Origin of the sequence: Acidovorax sp. BLS4, assembly GCF_032929295.1 — a bacterium.
Lineage (GTDB): Bacteria > Pseudomonadota > Gammaproteobacteria > Burkholderiales > Burkholderiaceae_C > Paracidovorax.
Map to the genome: position 1 here is coordinate 4,104,277 of NZ_CP136797.1, position 19,725 is coordinate 4,124,001.

The 19,725-nt window shown below is 69.3% G+C and carries 15 protein-coding genes; 7 read left to right on the forward strand and 8 right to left on the reverse strand.

The annotated features are described in order from the left end of the window. The first annotated feature begins 115 nt into the window (after positions 1-115). Entirely contained in the window at positions 116-2,320 is a 2,205-nt protein-coding gene (recG, locus tag R1Z03_RS18905) for an ATP-dependent DNA helicase RecG (RefSeq protein ID WP_317353910.1), read from the forward strand. Positions 2,321-2,443: 123 nt separating this feature from the next. After that, complete coding sequence (locus R1Z03_RS18910) at positions 2,444-5,695, forward strand: DUF6531 domain-containing protein (protein ID WP_317353914.1); 3,252 nt, start codon at positions 2,444-2,446, stop codon at positions 5,693-5,695. 11 nt (positions 5,696-5,706) lie between these two features. On the opposite strand, the gene R1Z03_RS18915 is transcribed toward R1Z03_RS18910, so the two are convergent. Continuing rightward, positions 5,707-6,981 (reverse strand): DEAD/DEAH box helicase, encoded by a 1,275-nt coding sequence (locus tag R1Z03_RS18915; RefSeq protein WP_317353917.1) that lies wholly within the window; start codon positions 6,979-6,981, stop codon positions 5,707-5,709. Positions 6,982-7,189: 208 nt separating this feature from the next. On the opposite strand from R1Z03_RS18915, the gene R1Z03_RS18920 reads away from it, so the two are divergent. Continuing rightward, positions 7,190-7,549 carry a translation initiation factor Sui1 gene (locus R1Z03_RS18920; protein ID WP_317353920.1) on the forward strand — a complete coding sequence of 120 codons (360 nt, stop codon included), beginning with the start codon at positions 7,190-7,192 and terminating at the stop codon, positions 7,547-7,549. 11 nt (positions 7,550-7,560) lie between these two features. Next, the gene (locus R1Z03_RS18925; protein WP_284408989.1) at positions 7,561-7,800 is read left to right on the forward strand and encodes a DUF3820 family protein; all 240 of its coding nucleotides are present in this window, start codon (positions 7,561-7,563) and stop codon (positions 7,798-7,800) included. A gap of 19 nt (positions 7,801-7,819) precedes the next feature. Here the strand turns inward: R1Z03_RS18925 and R1Z03_RS18930 are convergent, their stop codons facing one another. Both R1Z03_RS18930 and R1Z03_RS18935 read right to left on the reverse strand, forming a co-directional pair. Continuing rightward, on the reverse strand, positions 7,820-8,245 hold the full coding sequence (locus tag R1Z03_RS18930; RefSeq protein ID WP_317353924.1) for a group III truncated hemoglobin: 426 nt from the start codon (positions 8,243-8,245) through the stop codon (positions 7,820-7,822). Between the two features lie 88 nt (positions 8,246-8,333). Continuing rightward, complete coding sequence (locus tag R1Z03_RS18935) at positions 8,334-9,272, reverse strand: HTH-type transcriptional regulator ArgP (RefSeq protein ID WP_317353927.1); 939 nt, start codon at positions 9,270-9,272, stop codon at positions 8,334-8,336. Positions 9,273-9,340: 68 nt separating this feature from the next. On the opposite strand from R1Z03_RS18935, the gene R1Z03_RS18940 reads away from it, so the two are divergent. Continuing rightward, complete coding sequence (locus R1Z03_RS18940; protein WP_284428831.1) at positions 9,341-10,000, forward strand: LysE/ArgO family amino acid transporter; 660 nt, start codon at positions 9,341-9,343, stop codon at positions 9,998-10,000. A 116-nt stretch (positions 10,001-10,116) separates the two neighbouring features. Here the strand turns inward: R1Z03_RS18940 and R1Z03_RS18945 are convergent, their stop codons facing one another. Beyond that, entirely contained in the window at positions 10,117-11,010 is an 894-nt protein-coding gene (locus R1Z03_RS18945; protein ID WP_317353930.1) for a LysR substrate-binding domain-containing protein, read from the reverse strand. Positions 11,011-11,164: 154 nt separating this feature from the next. Here R1Z03_RS18945 and R1Z03_RS18950 point away from each other — a divergent pair, with 154 nt between their 5' ends. Then, positions 11,165-11,905 (forward strand): SDR family NAD(P)-dependent oxidoreductase, encoded by a 741-nt coding sequence (locus R1Z03_RS18950; protein ID WP_284428829.1) that lies wholly within the window; start codon positions 11,165-11,167, stop codon positions 11,903-11,905. Between the two features lie 146 nt (positions 11,906-12,051). Here R1Z03_RS18950 and R1Z03_RS18955 read toward each other — a convergent pair whose 3' ends face one another. The 4 genes from R1Z03_RS18955 to mfd all read right to left on the reverse strand — a co-directional run bounded on the left by R1Z03_RS18955 (position 12,052) and on the right by mfd (position 18,706). Continuing rightward, positions 12,052-12,837 carry a MetQ/NlpA family ABC transporter substrate-binding protein gene (locus R1Z03_RS18955; protein WP_284409001.1) on the reverse strand — a complete coding sequence of 262 codons (786 nt, stop codon included), beginning with the start codon at positions 12,835-12,837 and terminating at the stop codon, positions 12,052-12,054. Between the two features lie 256 nt (positions 12,838-13,093). After that, positions 13,094-13,807 (reverse strand): phosphoserine phosphatase SerB, encoded by a 714-nt coding sequence (gene serB, locus R1Z03_RS18960; RefSeq protein ID WP_272564097.1) that lies wholly within the window; start codon positions 13,805-13,807, stop codon positions 13,094-13,096. A 158-nt stretch (positions 13,808-13,965) separates the two neighbouring features. After that, positions 13,966-14,943: a tripartite tricarboxylate transporter substrate binding protein gene (locus tag R1Z03_RS18965; protein ID WP_317353934.1), complete on the reverse strand. Its 978-nt coding sequence runs from the start codon at positions 14,941-14,943 to the stop codon at positions 13,966-13,968. 289 nt (positions 14,944-15,232) lie between these two features. Further along, on the reverse strand, positions 15,233-18,706 hold the full coding sequence (gene mfd / locus R1Z03_RS18970; RefSeq protein WP_317353937.1) for a transcription-repair coupling factor: 3,474 nt from the start codon (positions 18,704-18,706) through the stop codon (positions 15,233-15,235). 153 nt (positions 18,707-18,859) lie between these two features. Between mfd and R1Z03_RS18975 the strand changes: the two genes are divergently transcribed. Then, complete coding sequence (locus R1Z03_RS18975) at positions 18,860-19,708, forward strand: 2-C-methyl-D-erythritol 4-phosphate cytidylyltransferase (protein WP_317353939.1); 849 nt, start codon at positions 18,860-18,862, stop codon at positions 19,706-19,708. Positions 19,709-19,725 lie beyond the last annotated feature (17 nt).

Below are 19,725 nucleotides of genomic sequence, written 5' to 3' on the forward strand. Positions count from 1 at the left end.
GGGTAACGCGGGTGCGTCCGCAAAAAACGCCGAACGACGGCGCTGGCATGTTAGCCTTTTCTGCCCATGCCGGTTTCCTCTTGTTGCGCATTGTTTGCGCCCGCTTCCCCTTCCCATGACCGACCGTAGCGCCGCCGCCACTGCCGCCGCCGGTTCCGCGGGCGCGCCTGGGCGTGCGGGGCCCCCCAGCCCCTCCGGGGCCCGGCCCGCCCCCAGCCCTGCCCAGAAGGCCCTGCAGAAGCTGGGGCTGGTGCGCGACATCGACCTGGCCCTGCACCTGCCCCTGCGCTACGAGGACGAAACCCGCATCACCCCCCTGCGCAACGCCCGGGACGGCGACACCGTGCAGATCGAGGCCACCGTCGTCTCCAGCGAGGTGCAGCTGCGCCCCCGCCGCCAGCTGCTGGTGCAGGTGGACGACGGCACCGGCACGTGCGAACTGCGGTTCTTCAGCTTCTACCCCTCCCACCAGAAGACCCTCGCCGTGGGCGCGCGCCTGCGCATCCGGGGCGAGGTCAAGGGCGGCTTCTGGGGCCGGCAGATGCTGCACCCGGCCTTTCGCACGGCCAGCGGCGACCTGCCGGCCGCGCTCACCCCGGTCTACCCGACCGTCGCGCAACTGCCCCAGGCCTACCTGCGCCGCGCCATCGTGAGCGCCCTGCAGCGCGTGGAGCTGTCCGAGACGCTGCCGCCCGGCGTGGAGCCGCCGGTGGGCCGCGTGCATGGCCAAAACGGCCTGGCGCCGGGGTGGAATCTGCGGCAGGCGCTCACTTTTTTGCACCACCCGGCGCCGGACGTGGCCATCGCCACTCTGGAGGACCACAGCCACCCCGCCTGGCAGCGGCTCAAGGCCGAGGAACTGCTGGCCCAGCAGCTGTCGCAGCAGCAGTCCAAGCGCGAACGGGCCCGGCTGCGCGCGCCGGTGCTGCAGGCACCGCCGCCCGGCGACGGCGGCCTGACGCTGGCCGAACAGCTGCTGGCCGTGCTGCCCTTCGGCCTCACGGGCGCCCAGCGCCGCGTGGGCGAGGAAATCGCCCGCGACCTGGGCCGCTCCGTGCCCATGCACCGCCTGCTGCAGGGCGACGTGGGCTCGGGCAAGACCGTGGTGGCGGCCCTGGCCGCCGCCGTGTGCATCGACGCGGGCTGGCAGTGCGCGCTGATGGCCCCCACCGAAATCCTGGCCGAGCAGCACTTCGCCAAGCTCGTCGGCTGGCTGGAGCCCCTGCTGGCCGCGCGTGGCCAGCGCGTGGCCTGGCTGGTCGGCGGGCAAAAGAAAAAAGAGCGCGCCGCCATGCTGGCCCTGGTGGAAAGCGGCGAGGCCGCGCTGGTGGTCGGCACCCATGCCGTGATCCAGGAGCAGGTGCGCTTTCGGTGCCTGGCCCTGGCCGTGATCGACGAGCAGCACCGGTTTGGCGTGGCGCAGCGCCTGGCGCTGCGGCAAAAGCTCGAAGGGCAGGGCATGGAGCCCCACATGCTCATGATGAGCGCCACGCCCATCCCGCGCACCCTGGCCATGAGCTACTACGCCGACCTGGACGTCTCCACCATCGACGAGCTGCCTCCCGGGCGCACCCCCATCGTCACCAAGCTCATCGCGGACAGCCGCAAGGACGAGGTCATCGAGCGCATCGCCGCCCAGGTCGCCTCGGGCCGGCAGGTGTACTGGGTGTGCCCGCTGATCGAGGAAAGCGAGGCGCTGGACCTGTCCAACGCCACCGCCACCCATGCCGAGCTGAGCGAGGCCCTGCAGGGCGGCATCGCGGCAGGCCAGGCGCCCGTGCAGGTGGGCCTGCTGCACTCGCGCATGCCCAGCGCCGAGAAGAAGGCCGTCATGGCGCTCTTCACCAGCGGCGCCATGGGCGTGCTGGTCAGCACCACCGTGATCGAGGTGGGCGTCGATGTGCCCAATGCCTCGCTCATGGTCATCGAGCATTCCGAACGGTTCGGCCTGTCGCAGCTGCACCAGCTGCGCGGGCGCGTGGGGCGGGGCGCGGCAGCCTCGGCCTGCGTGCTGCTGTATTCCACCAACGACAGCGGCCGGCTGGGCGAGACCGCCCGCGAACGCCTCAAGGCCATGGCCGAGACCAACGACGGCTTCGAGATCGCCCGGCGCGACCTGGACATCCGCGGCCCGGGCGAATTCCTGGGCGCCCGCCAGTCCGGCGCGCCGCTGCTGCGCTTTGCCGACCTGGCCACCGACACCGTGCTGCTGGAGTGGGCGAGGGAGCTGGCACCGCACATGCTCGACCGGTTTCCCGCCCTGGCCGAGCGGCATGTGATGCGGTGGCTGGGCGGGAAGTCGGATTATCTGAAGGCGTGAAGACCCAAGGCCTGGCGCATTTTCAGGGCGGGTTGCGGGTAATGTAACTCCCTGTATCTCGATGTTTGGGTTCCTGCGCAGTCGATAAAATGCGTAACTCAAAATCAAAAGGGAGAGGGATTCATGAGGGTTGTATGGGCCGCCTGCATCGCATTGCAGGCCATGGGTTATTGGGGCGTGGCAGAGGCAGGGGGGATCGACAGAAGCAAGCCGTTTGGGTATGGCATCGACGTAGAGGCCCCGCTGGCGCCCGTGATGCGATACACGGTGCTGTCCAGCACGGTGGCGGGCGTGTGCGGCGCGTTGCCAGCCGGATATGGGCCGACCCAGTTTTGCGCGCGGTCGAGCTATGGACGCAATTTCTGTACAGGGATTCCTTCCCTGGGTCCCGATCCTTGCGAGAACGTGGAAGGGTTCGGCCCCAGCATCATGCCCATCTGCAACCGGCCCACGAACGAGCACCCCGAATACCTCTACAACCCGGCGGGCTGGACCGAAAGCCGGCCCAAATACGACATCGCCACCGACAAATTCTCCTGTGTCTGCCGGAATGCGGAACGCGGGGATGTCCGCGACTCGGAAATCAGCGGCTGGTGCGGCCCCAAGCAATTGATCGACCCCGATCCGCCACCACCGCCCCCGCCGCCACCCCCACCGCCGCCACCTCCTCCCCCACCCCCGCCGCCCCTGCCGCCGCCGCCACCCCCAGTGCCGCCGCCCGGCGACGGCTACCGGGGTGTCTCCGTGTTCCCTGGCGGGCAGGACGGCATGTGCGTGGGCGACCCCGTTATTCCCGCCACCGGGGAGAATTTCCAGGAGATCGTGGACCACCAGGACCCGTGGGGCGGCAGTCTGGACTTCGTGCGCATCTACCGCAGCCACTGGGCGCTGGACTCCGCCCGCGCCAGCCGGGGCTTCGGCCGCCAGTGGGGGCACAACCACGCCATCAGCCTGCGGGTGTCCGAGGGCGTGGCGACCGTCCTCTTCGGCAACGGCGAGGAGCGGGGCTTTCAGCGCGCGGGCGCCCAGCAGGACTGGGTGGGCGACCAGCGCAGCGACACGCTGGCCCAGGCCGATGGCCTGTGGCGCTTTCGGAACGCCAGCGACGACTCCGTGCTCACCTTCGACAGCGCGGGCAAGCTCCTGAGCCGCAGGGCGCGCAACGGCTGGGTCACCACCTACGGGTACACCTACGGGCGCCTGACCACCATCACCAACGCCTTCGGCAAGACCCTCACCCTCGTCTGGGGCGAGCGGCTGATCGAACAGATCATCACGCCGGACTACCAAACCACCACCTACCGGTACAGCTACCAGGACGGCGTGGGCGACCGGCTGGTGTCGTCCCGCCTGCAGGACCAGTACCAGAAGACCTACCTGTACGAAGACACCGGCAACCCGTTCCTGCTGACCGCCATCGTCGATGAGAACGGCAGCCGTTTCGCCCAGTTCAGCTACGACGCGCTGGGCCGCACGCTCAAGGCCGCGCATGCGGGCGACGCCCTGGCGCACCAGTTCGACTACACCGACATCGCCTCGGGCCAGGTCGGCGTGAAAGACCCGCTCGGCCAGATCCGCCGGTACGGCTATACCGTGCAGAACAAGGCGCTGGCCGTCACCAGTGCCTCGTCGGCGCCGGGGCTGGCCTACCGCCCGGTCAACCGCCGGGTGCAGAACGCCGCCGGCCTCGTCACGGCGGAGGTGGACTTCGCTGGCCGCCAGACCACCTACGAATGGGACAACGACCGCCAGCTGCCCCTGCTGGCCACCCACGCCCAGGGCACCGCGCAGGAGCGCCGGGTCGCCACGCAGTGGCACCCCACCTACCGCCTGCCGGTCAAGGTCACCGATGGCCACCGCGTCACCGAATACACCTACGACGCGGACGGCAACGTCCTCACCGAGCGGGTGTACGACGCCAGCCTGCCCGACGGCGCAGCCCGTGCCGCCGTCCGCCGATGGGAATACCAGGGCGGCCTGGTCACCGCCGAAATCGATGCCCTGGGCGTGCGGCGCACATACACCTACCACAGCGACACGCCGCTGTTGTTCGAATCCACCGACCCGTTCGGGCGGCGCACCAGCCACAGCTACAGCGATGGCCGCCTGGTGGGCAAGCTCCTGCCCAACGGCCTGGAAATCCAGTACGCCTATGGCAACAACCCCTGGAACCTGCTCGGCAACGTCTCGGTCCTCGGGATGCAATGGACCCACCAGTACAACGCCATCGGCAAGCGGTCCCGCACGACGCAGCCGGACGGCTACCAGATCGACTACGCCTACGACAGCGCGCACCGGCTGGCCTCGTGGAAGGACAACCGGGGCGCCTCGGGCAGTTATGGGTACGACCTGTTCAACAACGTCATCCTGCAGGAAGTCAAAGACGCCGCGGGCCAGACCGTGTGGCGCCAGGAGCGGGGCATCAACGCCGCCAACCAGCTGGAAACCGTCAAGGCAGGCAGCCAGGTGGACCGCTACGCCTACGGCCCCAACGGCGAGCGCCTCACCGCCGAGAACGCCCTGGGCCAGCGCTACCGGTACGCCACCGACCCCCTGGGCCGCGTCGCGGAAATCACCGACCCCCTGGGCAAGGTCGCCTCGCTGTCCTACGACGGCCTGGGCGCGGTGCAGGGCGCCAAGGACTTCGCGGGCGTGGCCACCACGTATGCCAACGACATCCGGGGCAACGCCACGCGGGAGACCTCGGCCGACAGCGGCGCGGCCAACGTGCAATACGACGCACTGGGGCGCCCCACGCAGTTGAGCGATGCGCTGGGCCGCACCACCGGGCTCACGCGGGACGCGGCGGGGCGCCTGACGCGCATCCTCTTCAAGGACGGCAAGCAGAGCGTGTGGCGGTACGACCTCACCGGCGCCAGCTACAACGCCCCCGGCACGCCGCAGGCCAGCATCGGGTCCTTGAGCGAAATCCAGGACGCGGGCGTCACCACGCGCTGGCAGCGCGACCCGCTGGGCCGGGTCACCGCCCGCACCCAGGTGCTGGCCAACGGCGACAGCCGCACCCTGGCCCAGGCCTATGTGCCGGCAGGGCCGGACGGCGCCCGCAATGGCGGAGCCGGGCAGATCGCCACCCTCACCTACGCGAGCGGCAAGAAGCTGCAGTACCAGTACGACGCCACGGGCCAGCTCACTGGGATGCAATGGAACGGACAGCCGCTGCTCACCGCCATCACCTGGAACCCGCTGGGCCAGCCCACCGGCTGGAAGTGGCCGGCCTTCGGCCTGACCGAGCAGCGCAGCTACACCCTGGCGGGCCAGTTGTCCGCCAGCCGGCTGCTGCCGCAACTGACCTGGGAACGCCATGGTCAAAACCAACAAGCCTTGGGATCAATCGCTTCACGGCGCTTGACTTGAAAGACGGTTACTCAGTCGTCCGTGCCACCGTTCTCCTGGCCCTGGCGGGCCGCGGCCGCCCGCAGCTTGTCTTTCTTGCTCGGGCGCTTGCCCTTGATGCCGCCGTTGCCCGGTGGCGCGGCCGGCGCGGCTTCGGTGGGCTCGAAGCCGGGGATCTGCTCCAGCGGCAGGGCCATGCGCTGGCGCTTTTCGATCAGGCGCCAGTGCGCCTCGGTGCTGGCGCTGACGAAGCTCACGGCCACGCCGGTCTCGCCCGCGCGGCCGGTGCGGCCGATGCGGTGCACGTAATCGGTCACCGAGCGGGGCAGGTCGAAATTGACCACCACGGGCAGTTGCGCGATGTCGATCCCGCGCGAGGCGAGGTCGGTCGTCACCACCACCTGCCAGCGGTCGTCCTTGAACTCCTGCAGCACCTGCTTGCGCGCGCCCTGGCTCAGCCCCCCATGGAAGGGCGAGGCGAAGATGCCGGCCTGGTAGAGCTTCTCGGCCACGTGCTCGGCCGCGTACTGCGTGGCCACGAACACCAGCACGCGCGACCATTCGTGCGTCTGCACGAGATGGCGCAGCAGCTGGGTGCGCCGGCCCGGGTCCACGGCGATGGCGCGCTGGGCGATGTCGGGCGTGGTCTCGGGCGAGTGGGCGATCTCGATGCGCACCGGCTCGCGCAGCAGGCCGTCGGCCAGCGCGGCCACCGCCGGCGCGAAGGTGGCCGAAAACAGCAGGTTCTGCCGCTCCACGGGCAACAGGGCCAGCACGCGGTTCAGTTCCTCCGCGAAGCCTAAGTCGAGCAGGCGGTCGGCCTCGTCCAGCACCAGGGTCTGCACGGCGGAGAGCGCCACCGCGTTGTGGTCCACCAGGTCCAGCAGGCGGCCCGGCGTGGCGACGACGATGTCGGCCCCGCTGCGCAGGCCCATCATCTGCGGGTTGATGGAGACGCCGCCGAACACCACGGCAACCGCCAGGCGCTGCGGCAGCAGGTGCCGGGCCAGATCGCGCAGGACCTCGCCGACCTGCTCCGCCAGCTCGCGCGTGGGCACCAGCACCAGGGCCCGCACGCGGCGCGCGCCCCGGCCGGCCTGGGCCAGCGTGTGCGGCAGGCACTGCTGCAGCAGCGGCAAGGCGAAGGCGGCGGTCTTGCCCGAACCGGTCTGCGCGCAGGCCCGCACGTCGGCGCCGCGCAGAACGGCCGGAATGGCCTCGGTCTGGACCGCCGTGGGCGTGGTGAAGCCCATCGCATCGGCGGCGTGGACAAGGGCGGGCGAGAGGCCGAGGGAAGCAAAAGGCATGGCAGGCGCGCACCGGGGCGCGAAGGAGGGAACCCGCGATTGTGCCGCCCTGGGGCGGGATGCGGATAATTCGCGGTCTTCGAGGCCTTTCCTGCCTCATTTCCTGCCTTCACTTTTTGCCCGCCGTCCTTCGCCCGCGCCCCGGGTCCCTCGCCATGCGCCTGATTGCCACTGCCGCCGTTTTCTTCAAAGCCCAGGGGGTGCCGCCATGCGCCTGAGCGACCTGGGCGGCCTCGTCTATTCGACCGAATCGGGCCGCATGTGCCCCGGCTGCCGCCAGCCCGTGGCGCAGTGCGCCTGCCAGGCGGCCCGCGCGGTGCCGGTGGGCGATGGCACCGTGCGGGTCTCTCGCGAGACCAAGGGGCGGGGCGGCAAGGCGGTCACGGTGGTGAAGGGCGTGGCGCTCGACGAGGCTGCGCTGGCGCTGTTGGGCAAGCAGCTCAAGGCCGCGTGCGGCAGCGGCGGTACCGTGAAGGACGGCGTGATCGAGGTGCAGGGCGACCATGTCGAGCGCGTGATGGACGTGCTGCGGCAACGGGGCCACGCCGTCAAGCGGGCCGGGGGCTGAGAGGCGCCGCCATGGACCCGGAACAACTGCAGCGCCTGCTGACCGTCCAGATGCCCTACGGCAAGTACAAGGGCCACGCCATTGCGGACCTGCCGGGCAACTACCTGAACTGGTTCGCCCGCGAGGGCTTTCCGCGCGGCGATCTGGGCCGGCTGCTGGCCCTCATGCACGAGATCGACCACAACGGCCTGTCGGCCCTGCTGGAGCCGCTGCGCGCCCAGGCCGGGCAGGGACCGGCGACCCGGCGCTGAACCGCCGCCGCGCGCGCCCTCAGTGGCCGCCGGCCGGCCTGTCGAAGGCCGGCAGGTGCCCAAAGCATTTGCGGAACAGCGCGCGGGCCACGCCGTGCGCGGCCTGCTGCAGCGAATGCGCCACCTCCGGCGCGAAGCAGCGCTCGGTGTGCTGACGCCACAGCCCCACCCAGGCCGCGAAATGCGCCGGCGTCACGCCCTCCAGCGCGCCGTGCCGCGCGAGCACGTTGCGGCGGTAGCGCCGGCTGCCCAGCGCCACCGTGCTCCAGAAGTCCACCATGCGCGCCAGGTGCGGCTCCCAGCGGTCCTGCAGCGCCGCGTCGAACACGGGGCCCAGCAGGGCATCGGCGCGCACGTCGGCGTAGAAGCCGTGCACGAGGTCGGTGATGCCCGCCAGGTCCAGGGTGTGCCGGACGGGGGGCTGAAGGGGAGCGGTTGAATCCATCGGATCGGTGCGCGGGGCTGCGCGGTGGTTGAAGTCGGGTGTTCGGGTGGGTTGGACCGGGCCGGGGCAGAGCATGCCCGTTCCGGCGTCAAGGGGTTTGACGCGCAGCAAGCGATGGTCGCGCCGTGCCGTCGCCCAGCCAGGCCCCCGCCGCCGCCATCACGCAGCGCGTGAGCCGCTCCAGCCCCGCCTGGGCCGAGCGCGGCAGCGCCCAGTACAGCGGCACGTCCATCCCCGCCTGCGGCCGCAGCTCCACCAGCGTGCCATCGGCCAGTTGCCGTTCGATCAGCACGGTGGGGTGCATGCCCCAGCCCATGCCGACCTCGCAGCTGCGCAGGAAGCCCTGGTTGGACGGCATGAAGTGGCGGGGCGGGTGGCGGCGCGAGGCCAGGCCCTGGCGCTGCAGCCACTGGTCCTGCAGGCGGTCGTTGCGGCCATAGACCATCATGGGCGCGAGCGCCGCGGTCTCGGGCGTCACGCCGCCGCTGAAGTGGCGCTCCACGAATGGCGGGCTGCCGACCGCCACATAGTGCATGGCGCCCAGCGGCCAGGTGTTGCAGCCCGCGATGCTGCCGGCGCTGGCGGTGACGGCGGCGATCACTTCGCCTTCGCGCAGTCGCTGGGCGGTGTGTTCCTGGTCGTCGATGCGGATGTCCAGCAGCTCGTTGCCGCCGGCGGTGAAGGCCGCCATCGCGTCCATGAACCAGGTCGACAGGGAGTCGGCATTCACCGCCAGCTTCAATGTGGGGGCTGGCGCCTGGGTGTCGGGCATCAACGCAGGGTTGGCACGGCGCAGTTCGTTTTCCAGCAAGGCCACCTGTTCCACGTGCAGGCAGAGCCGGCGGCCCGCGTCGGTGCCCGTGCACGGCGTTCCGCGCAGCACCAGCACCTGGCCTGCGCGCTCCTCCAACTGCTTCACGCGTTGCGAGATGGCCGAGGGCGTGACGTGCAGCTTGCGCGCAGCGCGCTCGAAGCTGCCTTCGCGCACCACGGCCGCCAAGGCTTCCAGGCCGGCGTAGTCCAGCATTAGTTTTGCTTCATATTGCTTAGAGAATTTAAGTTTACTTAAATCAATGCGGTTCGGACAATTCACCCATGTGGATCGCCTCGCCCCCCTCCTTTTCTGCCGCTTCCGTCTCCGCCTCGTGGCTGGCCGGATTCACGGTGTGCCTGACGTTGATCGTCTCCATCGGCGCACAGAACCTGTTTGTGCTGCGCCAGGCCGTGCAGGGTCGCCATGTACGCGCCTGCATTGCCTGGTGCGTCATCAGCGACGCGTTGCTGGTGGCGGTGGGCGTGGCCGGCATGGCGCAGCTGCTGGGCCGATCGCCCACGCTGGCGTGGTGCCTGACGTTGGGCGGGGCGGTGTTCCTGTTCGCGTACGGATGCTTTGCGTGGCACCGGGCGTTCTGCGCGCCGCAGGCGGCGCTGGCCGCCACGGGGCGGGCTGAACGCAGTGCACTGGGCGTCGTCGGCGCGCTGGCCGTCATCACGCTGCTCAATCCGCACGTGTACCTGGACACCGTGGTGCTGATCGGGTCGATTGGCGCGCGGCAGGATGGCGGCCTGAAGTGGGTCTTCGTGGTGGGTGCCGCCTGCGCCAGCCTGCTGTGGTTTCTCGTGCTGGCCTTCGCGGGTCGGCGGCTGCAGCACGTGTTCGCCAATCCGCGCGCGTGGCGAGTGCTCGACACGTTGACGGGTGCCACCATGTTTGCGCTGGCGTGGTGGGTGGCGCGCAGCCTGCAGGGCGATTGATCCGGCGAGCGAGCGAGTGAGCGCGCCGGCGGCGGTGCCGCCACGTGCGGATCACCGAGCCGCAGCGCCTTCGCTCGAACGCTGTGCTGCCCGCTTGGTGCAGCGTGGCGCGGCCTTCAGGGCTTCGCGCGGGCCTGCAGGAAGTCAATGAACACGCGCAGCTTGCGCGGCACGTGGGTGCGGCTCGGGTGGTAGAGGTAGAAGCCCGGAAAGGTCGGCCACCAGGGCTTGAGCACCGGCATCAGCCGGCCTGCGGCGATGTCGTCGGCCACCTGCACTTCGAACACGCAGGCGATACCGGCGCCGGCGCGCACTGCCGCGACCAGGATGTCTCCGTCGTTCGAGATCAGCGGCCCCTGCACTTCCACCTCGACCGCGCGCCCCCTGTTCGTGTATTCCCAGCGGTAGATCCCTCCGCCCAGCCGCACGTTGAGGCAGCGATGGCCGGCCAGGTCCTGGGGCACCTGCGGCAAGGCGCGTCCTTGCAGGTAACGGGGGGACGCCACCGTTGCGATGCGCTGCCGCCCGCCGATGGGCACGGCCACCACGTCCTGCGCCAGATACTCCCCCAGTCGGATGCCGGCATCGAAGCCGCCAGCCACGATGTCGAGCAGCGCGTTGTCGCAATGCAGGTCGAGCGTGATGTCCGGGAACTCCGCGAGGAACGCCTGCAGGTGCGGTAGCACCACGATGTCGGCGGCGGTGCGCGAAACATTGAGCCGCAGCAGCCCTGACGGCCTGTCCCGCGACTCGTTCATGCCTTCGATGGCAAGCGCCAACGACGCCAGGCTCGGCTGCGCCTGTGCCAGGAACCGCTGGCCCAGTTCAGTGACGCCGACGCGCCGCGTCGAACGGTCGAGCAGCCGCACACCCAGACTGGCTTCCAGCTTGCGGATCGTCTGCGACAGCGCCGACGGCGACACACCCAGTTCCGTGGCGGCCCGGGTGAAGCTCGCATGGTGCGCAACGCGCGCGAACGCGGCAATGGGGGCAAGGAGATCGGGGGACATGGCGCCGATTGTGAAGCACTGCTTCATGCCGCATGCCGCGAGCGCCCATTTATCTGAAGCGACGTTGTGCCTATCGTTGGCGCTTCTCCGGCCCGGCGCCGATGGGAATCCCAACACTTCATTCCTCCACCCTCATCACCCCAAAGGAACATCCATGAGCTCACTCTCAGGCAAGGTCGCGATCGTCACCGGTTCGTCCAAAGGCATCGGTGCCGGCATCGCCGAGCGACTGGCCGCCGATGGCGCGTCCATCGTCGTGAACTACGCCACCGCCGCATCGGACGCGGACGCCGTTGTGCGCCGCATCACCGCCGCCGGTGGCCGGGCAGTCGCCGCGCAGGCAGACCTCTCGCAGCCATCGCAGATCCAGCCGTTGATCGATGCTGCCCTTGCACAGTTCGGTCGGCTAGACATCCTCGTGAACAATGCGGGCATCTACCGCATGGACTCGCTGGATTCGCTGACGGCGGACAGCATCGATGACCACTTCGCGCTCAACGTGCGGGGTTTGCTTTTGACCACGCAGGCTGCTGCGCGCGTGCTGCCGGCGGGTGGCGTCGTGGTCAACATCAGTTCGGGGCTGGCCAAGAGTCCCTACCCGGTGGTGCATGCCTACTCGGCCACCAAGGGCGCCGTCGACACGCTGACGCGTTCGCTGGCCATAGAGCTTGGACCCCGCCAGATCCGGGTGGTGGGCATCGCCCCGGGCTTCGTGAAAACGGAAGGCAGTGCCGATGCCCCCAAGGAAATGGTCGACATGCTGGTCGGCAAGACGCCGCTCGGCCGGGTGGGGACGCCGGCGGACATCGCCGACGCCGTGGCGTTCGCGGTGTCGCAGCGCGGTGGATGGGTCACCGGAACGACCATCGACGTTGCTGGGGGCATGGTGTTCTGAGCCCCATCGGAGTCCGGCGGCTCAAAGCGCCGGTGCGCTGATGGCGCTGGCCAACGGAGGCGACGGCCGTCTGCAGGCGACGCGGCCCGCACGCATCGCCGCGTGTGCCGGTGCGTGCGGGCCGCAGGCGCGACGTTGGTCCGCCCTCAGAACGCGGGCACCACGGCGCCCTGGTACTTGTCCTGGATGAACTTCTTCACTTCCGGCGTGTGCAGCGCCTTCACCAGCTTCTGGATGCGGGGGTCGTTGGCGCGGTCTGCGCGCGCGGCCACCAGGTTGGCGTAGGGTGAGTCAGCGCCTTCAATGAACAGCGCGTCCTTGGTGGGGTTGAGCTTGGCCTCGATGGCGTAGTTGGTGTTGATGAGCGCCAGGTCCACGTCCTGCAGCGCGCGCGGCAGCAGGGCGGCTTCGAGTTCGCGGAATTTGAGCTTCTTGGGGTTCTTCACGATGTCGATCGGGGTGGCCGTGATGTTCTTGGGGTCCTTCAGCTCGATCAGGCCCTGCTTTTGCAGCAGGATCAGCGCGCGGCCAGCGTTGGACGGGTCGTTGGGGATGGCGACCAGAGCGCCTTCCTTGAGTTCGCCCACGGCCTTGATCTTCCGGGAGTAGGCGCCGAAGGGCTCCACGTGCACCTTGCCGTCGGGCACGGCGACGATGCTGCTCTTGCGGTCCTTGTTGTAGCTGTCCAGGTAGGGCTGGTGCTGGAAGAAGTTGGCGTCCAGCTGCTTGTCTTCCACCGCGGCATTGGGCTGGATGTAGTCGCTGAATTCCTTGACCTGCAGGTCCACGCCCTGGGCCTTGAGCTGCGGCTTCACGAAGTTCAGGATTTCCGCATGCGGCACCGCCGAGGCCGCGACCTTGAGCACATCGGCGGCATGCGCCGAGAAGGCCAGGGTGGCAACGGCAATGGCGGACAGCGTTTTCTTCAGCATGGAGAGGGCTTTCATTTCAGTCGGTTGGATCGGTCGGCGGACGCCCCAGCGCGCGCCGTTGGAAGACGTGAATGTAGTGAAGGGCGCGGGCATGCGCCATTCTTTTATTTTCATATCGATATAACGAGCGATTCTCTTATGCGATCCAGCGGATCGCAATTCGAATGAAAAGAGGCTGATGTCCTAGTATCGTTTGGCTTGGTTGCTATTGAAAAAATAGCAATCGGGGTGGCGCGCCGATGGGCACGCCAGGGCGTCAGCGCAGCACTTCCAGCAGGCGATCCAGCCCGCCTTCGTTGATCGCCACCTTGGCCTGGGCCCGCACCGCCGGCTTGGCGTGGTAGGCCACCGATAGGCCCGCGGCTCCCATCATGGGCAGGTCGTTGGCGCCGTCACCCACGGCAATGGCCTGGCTGGGCGAAATGCCCAGGAGCGAGGCCACTTCCAGCAGCGTCCGGCGTTTCTCGGCGCCGTCGCAGATGTCGCCCCAGGCCTGGTCCACCATGCGGCCGGTGAGCACGCCGTCCTCGACCTCCAGCTGGTTCGACCGCGCGAGATCGATGCCCAGCCCGGCGCGGACCCGGTCGGCGAAGAACGTGAAGCCGCCCGAGACCAGCAGCGTGGTCAAGCCCGCGGAGCGGGCCGCGGCCACCAGTTCCTTGGCGCCGGGGTTGAAGCGCAGCCGCTCGGCGAACACGTGTTCCAGGTGCCCGACGGTCACGCCGCGCAGCAGGGCCACGCGCTGGCGCAGGCTTTCCTTGTAGTCGGTGATCAGGCCCTGCATGGCGGCTTCGGTGATGGCGGCCACTTCGGCCTTGCGGCCCGCCGCGTCGGCGATCTCGTCCACGCACTCGATGTTGATCAGGGTGGAGTCCATGTCGAATGCGATGAGCTTGAAGTCCGACAGGGACAGCGGGGTGGAGAGGCCTTGGACGACAAGGCCGGGAGCGAATTCGGTGGCGGCACTCATGGATGGGGGGAGGAAAGATCCTGCGGCGAAGACAAAGGGAAGGGGAGGGGACTGCCCGGCGCGCAGCGGCGGCGTTCCGGGACACAGCGGGGATTATCCCCAGGTCGCCTGCCGCTGCCTGCCTTTGCCGGGATCGCTGCCGCTCCCGCCTCGTTGCTTCACTGGGGCGCCAGCCCGGCCGCCTTGACCAGTTCGGCGTGCAGTTTGATTTCCGCGGCGATGGTGTCCTGCAGTTGCTGGGTGGTGCCTGGCGCCACTTCCATGCCGCTGGCCGCCAGCCGGGTCTGGGTGTCGCCCGCCAAGGCGGCGTGGGCGGCGCTGCGCAGCCGGTCGATGACGGGCTGCGGCGTCCTGGCCGGTGCCAGCAGGCCGACCCAGGCCGACAGCTCCACCTGCGGCACGCCGCTTTCCGCCATGGTGGGCACCTGCGGCAGCACCGCCGAACGCTGCGCGCTCATCACCGCCAGCGCCTGCAGCTTGCCCGACTGGATGTGCGGCAACGCTTCGGGCAGCACGGCGAACATGAGGTCCACGTTGCCCGCCAGCGTGTCGTTGATGGCCGGGGCACCGCCCTTGTACGGCACATGCAGCATGCTCGATTGCGTGCGGGTGCCGAACATCAGCGCCGCCAGGTGCTGCGGGCTGCCGTCGCCCGACGATGCATAGGTCACCCGGCCCGGCGCGGCCCGGGCCGCCTGCAGCACGGCGGCCACGCTCGGAAACTTCTGCGCGTCCTTGGCCACCAGCACCATCGGCTGGTTCACCAGCTTGGTGATGGGCACGAAGTCGGCCTGCGGGTCATAGGGCAGGGTCTTGAAGATGCTCTTGTTGGTGGTCAGGAACGACGCGGGCGACACCATGATCGTGTAGCCGTCCGGCGCCGCACGGGCCACCATGGGCGTGCCGATCTGGCCCGAAGCGCCCGCCTTGTTGTCCACCACGAACGGCTGGCCCAGTTCGGCCGCCATCTTCTGGCCCACCATGCGCGCGATCATGTCGGTGCTGCCGCCAGCGGGGAGCGCGACGATCACTTTCACCGGGCGGTCCGGGTAGGTGCCCTGGGCCAGCGCGGGCGCTGCCGTGGCCACGAGGCCGAGGGCGCAGAAAAATGCCGGGATCGGGCGTGCAACACGCATGGGCGGACTCCTTGGATCGGTTGGAACGAATGGCCGCCGGTGCCATCCCGGCGCGTGCCATCGTCCAAGCAATTCCTGCACCCGTTCGCGGTGTGCTGGCGCGTGCGCCAGCGATTGGCATGTCGGATGCTATTATTTTTATAGCTATATGCCCTAGTACTTATTGCGCTCAGGGCACGTTTCGCTCTGAATGCAAAGGGTCCGGCCAGATGGCGGGGCGCCCCGGCCGGAAGGCACCGAACACCGCGCATGGCATGCCGCTCACCACGGCACCGTCCCAAGCCATCCGTCAGGCGGCCGCGCCCTGCGCCAGCGGCTGCCCCAGGCTGCGCAGCACGTCGCGCACCATCTGCACCCGGTCCTTGGCCTCGGGCAGTTCGCGTTCGATGCGCAGCTTCTCGTTGCCGGCCAGCTTGATGTGCTTGTTCTTCTGGATCAGGTGGATGATGTTCATCGGATCGATCGGCGGCTGCGGCTTGAAGGTGATGTGGATCACGCCGGGCGCCGCATCCACCTTGACCACGCCGTAGGGTTGGCTCATGCAGCGCAGGCGGTGCACGTCGATCAGGGTCTGCGCCTGCGGCGGCAGCTTGCCGAAGCGGTCCACGATCTCCTCCAGCAGGCTGTCGATCTGGTCGGTGGTCTTGGCGGTGGCCAGCTTCTTGTAGAACGACAGGCGCAGGTGCACGTCGCCGCAGTAGTCATTGGGCAGCAGCGCGGGCGCGTGCAGGTTGATGTCGGTGGTGACGGACAGCGGCGCCAGCAGGTCGGGCTCCTTGCCCGCCTTGAGCGAGCGCACGGCCTCCGACAGCATCTCGTTGTAGAGCTGGAACCCCACCTCCAGCATGTTGCCGCTCTGGTTCTCGCCGAGCACTTCGCCCGCGCCGCGGATCTCCAGGTCGTGCATGGCCAGGTAGAAGCCGCTGCCCAGCTCCTCCATCTGCTGGATGGCGTCGAGCCGCTGCGCGGCCTGCTTGGTCAGGCCCTCGATGTCCGGCACCATCAGGTAGGCATAGGCCTGGTGGTGGCTGCGGCCCACGCGGCCGCGCAGCTGGTGCAGCTGCGCCAGACCGAACTTGTCGGCGCGGCTCATGATGATGGTGTTGGCCGTGGGCACGTCGATGCCGGTCTCGATGATGGTCGAGCACAGCAGGATGTTGTAGCGCTGTGCCACGAAATCGCGCATGACCTTTTCCAGCTCGCGCTCGGGCATCTGGCCGTGGGCCACGGCGATGCGGGCCTCGGGCAATATCTCTTCCAGCTTCTGGCGCCGGTTCTCGATGGTCTCGACCTCGTTGTGCAGGAAGTAGCACTGCCCGCCGCGCTTGAGCTCGCGCAGCACGGCCTCGCGGATCACGCCCGTGCCCTCGTTGCGCACGAAGGTCTTGATGGCCAGGCGCCGCTGGGGCGCCGTGGCGATCACGGACAGGTCGCGCAGGCCCTCCAGCGCCATGCCCAGCGTGCGCGGGATGGGCGTGGCGGTGAGGGTCAGCACGTCCACCTCGGCGCGCAGCGCCTTCATCTGCTCCTTGTGGCGTACGCCGAAGCGGTGCTCCTCGTCGATGATGAGCAGGCCCAGGTTGTGGAATTGGGTGGATTCGGAGAGCAGCTTGTGCGTGCCCACCACGATGTCCACCGTGCCGTCGCCGATGCCCTTGATGGCAGAGGTGATCTCCTTGCCCGAACGGAAGCGCGACACCTCGGCCACCTTCACCGGCCACTTGCCGAAGCGGTCCATCAGCGTCTGGTAGTGCTGCTCGGCCAGCAGCGTGGTGGGTGCGAGGAACGCCACCTGCTTGCCGCCCGTGACGGCCACGAAGGCCGCGCGCAGGGCCACCTCGGTCTTGCCGAAGCCCACGTCGCCGCAGACCAGGCGGTCCATGGGGCGGGGCGAGATCATGTCCTGGATGACCGCGTGGATGGCCGCGTTCTGGTCGGCCGTTTCCTCGAAGCCGAAGTCGTTGGCGAACTGCTCGTAGTCCTGTGGCGAGTAGCGGAAGGCGTGGCCTTCGCGCGCCGCGCGGCGGGCGTAGATGTTGAGCAGCTCGGCCGCGGAGTCGCGCACCTGCTCGGCCGCCTTGCGCTTGGCCTTCTCCCACTGGCCGCTGCCCAGCTTGTGCAGCGGCGCCTCGTCGGCGCTCACACCCGTGTAGCGGCTGATGAGCTGCAGCTGGCTGACGGGCACGTACAGCACCGCCTTGTCGGCGTATTCGAGGTGCAGAAATTCCTGCAGCGCGGGCGTGCCGTCGGGGTTCTTCTGGCCCACGTCCATGTTGATGAGCCCGTGGTAGCGGCCGATGCCGTGCGCGCTGTGCACCACCGGGTCGCCCACGTTGAGCTCGGACAGGTCCTTGATCAGCGCCTCGACATCGCTCACCTGCTCCTGCTTCTTGCGCCGGCGCGTGGTGGCGCCAGCGGCGAACAGCTCCGTCTCGGTCACGAAGTCGATGCCGTCGCCGAGCCAGCTGAAGCCCGTCGTGACGGCGGCCGTGGCGATGCCCACCTTCTCCTCGGCATGGGCCTGGAACTCGGCCAGCGAGTCGAAGGCCGGCGGGCTCAACTGAGAGGCGCGCAGGAAATCGAGCAGGCTCTCGCGCCGCCCGGCGCTTTCCGCCAGCAGCAGCACGCGGTGCGGGGTGTTGCGGATGTGGGCGTGCAGGCGCGCCAGGGGGTCTTCGGCACCGCGCGCCACCGACAGGTCGCCCAGCTTCTGGAAATGGGCGTTGTCGGCGATGTCCTCCACGCCCGGTCGCAAGGCGAGCTGCGGGTGCGCGTTGGCACGGGTGTAGAACTGCTCGGTGGTGAGGAACAGCGCTTCCGGCGGCAGGGCCGGGCGGTCTGGGTCGCCCTGGATCAGGCGGTAGCGGTCCTTGGTGTCCTGCCAGAACCGCTGGAAGGCCGGCTCCAGATCGCCGTGCAGCACCACGGTGGCCTCGGCGCCGAGGTAGTCGAACACGGTCGCCGTCTCGTCGAAGAAGAGCGGCAGGTAGTACTCGATGCCCGCGGTGGCCACGCCGTTGCCCATGTCCTTGTAGATGCGGCTCTTGGTCGGGTCGCCCTCCAGCATCTCGCGCCAGCGGCTGCGGAATTTGGCCCGCGCGTCGTCGTCCATCGGGAATTCGCGGCCCGGCAGCAGGCGCACCTCCGGCACGGGGTACAGGCTGCGCTGGCTGTCCGGGTCGAACGTGCGGATGCTGTCGATCTCATCGTCGAACAGGTCCACGCGGTAAGGCACCAGCGAGCCCATGGGAAAGAGGTCGATCAGCCCGCCGCGCACCGCGTACTCGCCCGGGCTCACCACCTGCGACACGTGGGAGTAGCCCGCCAGCGTGAGCTGCGCCTTGAACTTCGCCTCGTCCAGCTTCTGCTTGACCTTGAAGTGGAAGGTGTAGCCCGCGAGAAAGGAGGGCGGCGCCACCCGGTACAGCGCCGTGGTGGCCGGCACCAGCACCACGTCCGCGTCGCCCTGGCTGATGCGCCACAGCGTGGCCAGGCGCTCGCTGATCAGGTCCTGGTGCGGGGAGAACGTGTCGTAGGGCAGCGTCTCCCAGTCGGGGAACAGCGCGCAGCGCAGCTCGGGGGCGAAGAACGCCATCTCGTCGATGAGGCGCCGCGCATCGGTGGCGTCGGCCGTCACGATGGCGGTGGTGCGCCGCGCGGCTTTCTCTCGCTCGCCCAGGCGCGCCAGCAGCAGGGCATCGGCGCTGCCCACCGGGCGTGGCAGGGTGAAACGTTTTCCGGGGATGAGTTTGGGGAGGTCCATGCGGGTGGCGGTGCGTCGGGGCCGGGACACCGGCCCCGGGGGCGCGGTGTGCGCGGCGGTCGGGCGGTGCGGGCGAGTGGCAATTCTAGGCGGGCGTGCTCTCGGCGCACGTTGTCAGATGGGGACGCCCGCCCCTCCTACAATGGCCGCCCCATGACCGATCTGCTCCCGCACCTTTCGCCGCCACCGCTCTCCGGCCAGGGGCGTTTCTGGGCCCTGGTGCCCTGTGCCGGCGTGGGCGCCCGTGCGGTGGCGCAGCCTTCGGGGATCGACCGGGTGGCGCCAGGCCAGGTGCCGGTGCTGCCCAAGCAGTACCAGCCGGTGGCCGGGCATCCCATGGTCCTGCACACCCTGGCCGCGTTCGCCGGTGTGGGCCGGCTGCTGGGCACGCTGGTGGCCGTGGCCCCGGGCGATGCGTTTTTCGACGGCCAGCCGCAGCCCACCTTCTTCGTGGCACCTTGCGGGGGCTCTACCCGCGCGGCGACGGTGCTGGGCGGCCTGCGCGTGCTGCAAGAGCGCGGCGCGCTGCCCGAAGATTGGGTGCTGGTGCACGATGCGGCCCGCTGCCTGGTCACCACGGCGCAGATCGACGCGTTGATCGACGCCTGCGCCGACGACGCCGTGGGCGGGCTGCTGGCCCACAAGCTGGCCGACACGCTCAAGACCGCGATCGACGGCCCGGGCGGCGTGCGCGTGTCCTCCACGGTGGACCGCACCGACAAGTGGCTCGCCCAGACGCCCCAGATGTTCCGCCTCGGGCCGCTGCGGCAGGCGCTGGAGCACCTGGGCCCGGCGGCCACCGACGAAGCGAGCGCCATGGAGGCCATGGGCCTGCACCCCCGGCTGGTGCCGGGCGGCGCGCAGAACTTCAAGGTGACCTACCCGGCCGACTTCGCGCTGGCCGAAGCGGTGCTGGCGCAGCGCATGCATGCCGCCACCCTGGACCGCTTCGGCGGCGCCCGGGGCGAAGCCTCGGCCGTGCCGGGCAAGACGATTTTTTAGGCGCGCGCAGCGCCTGC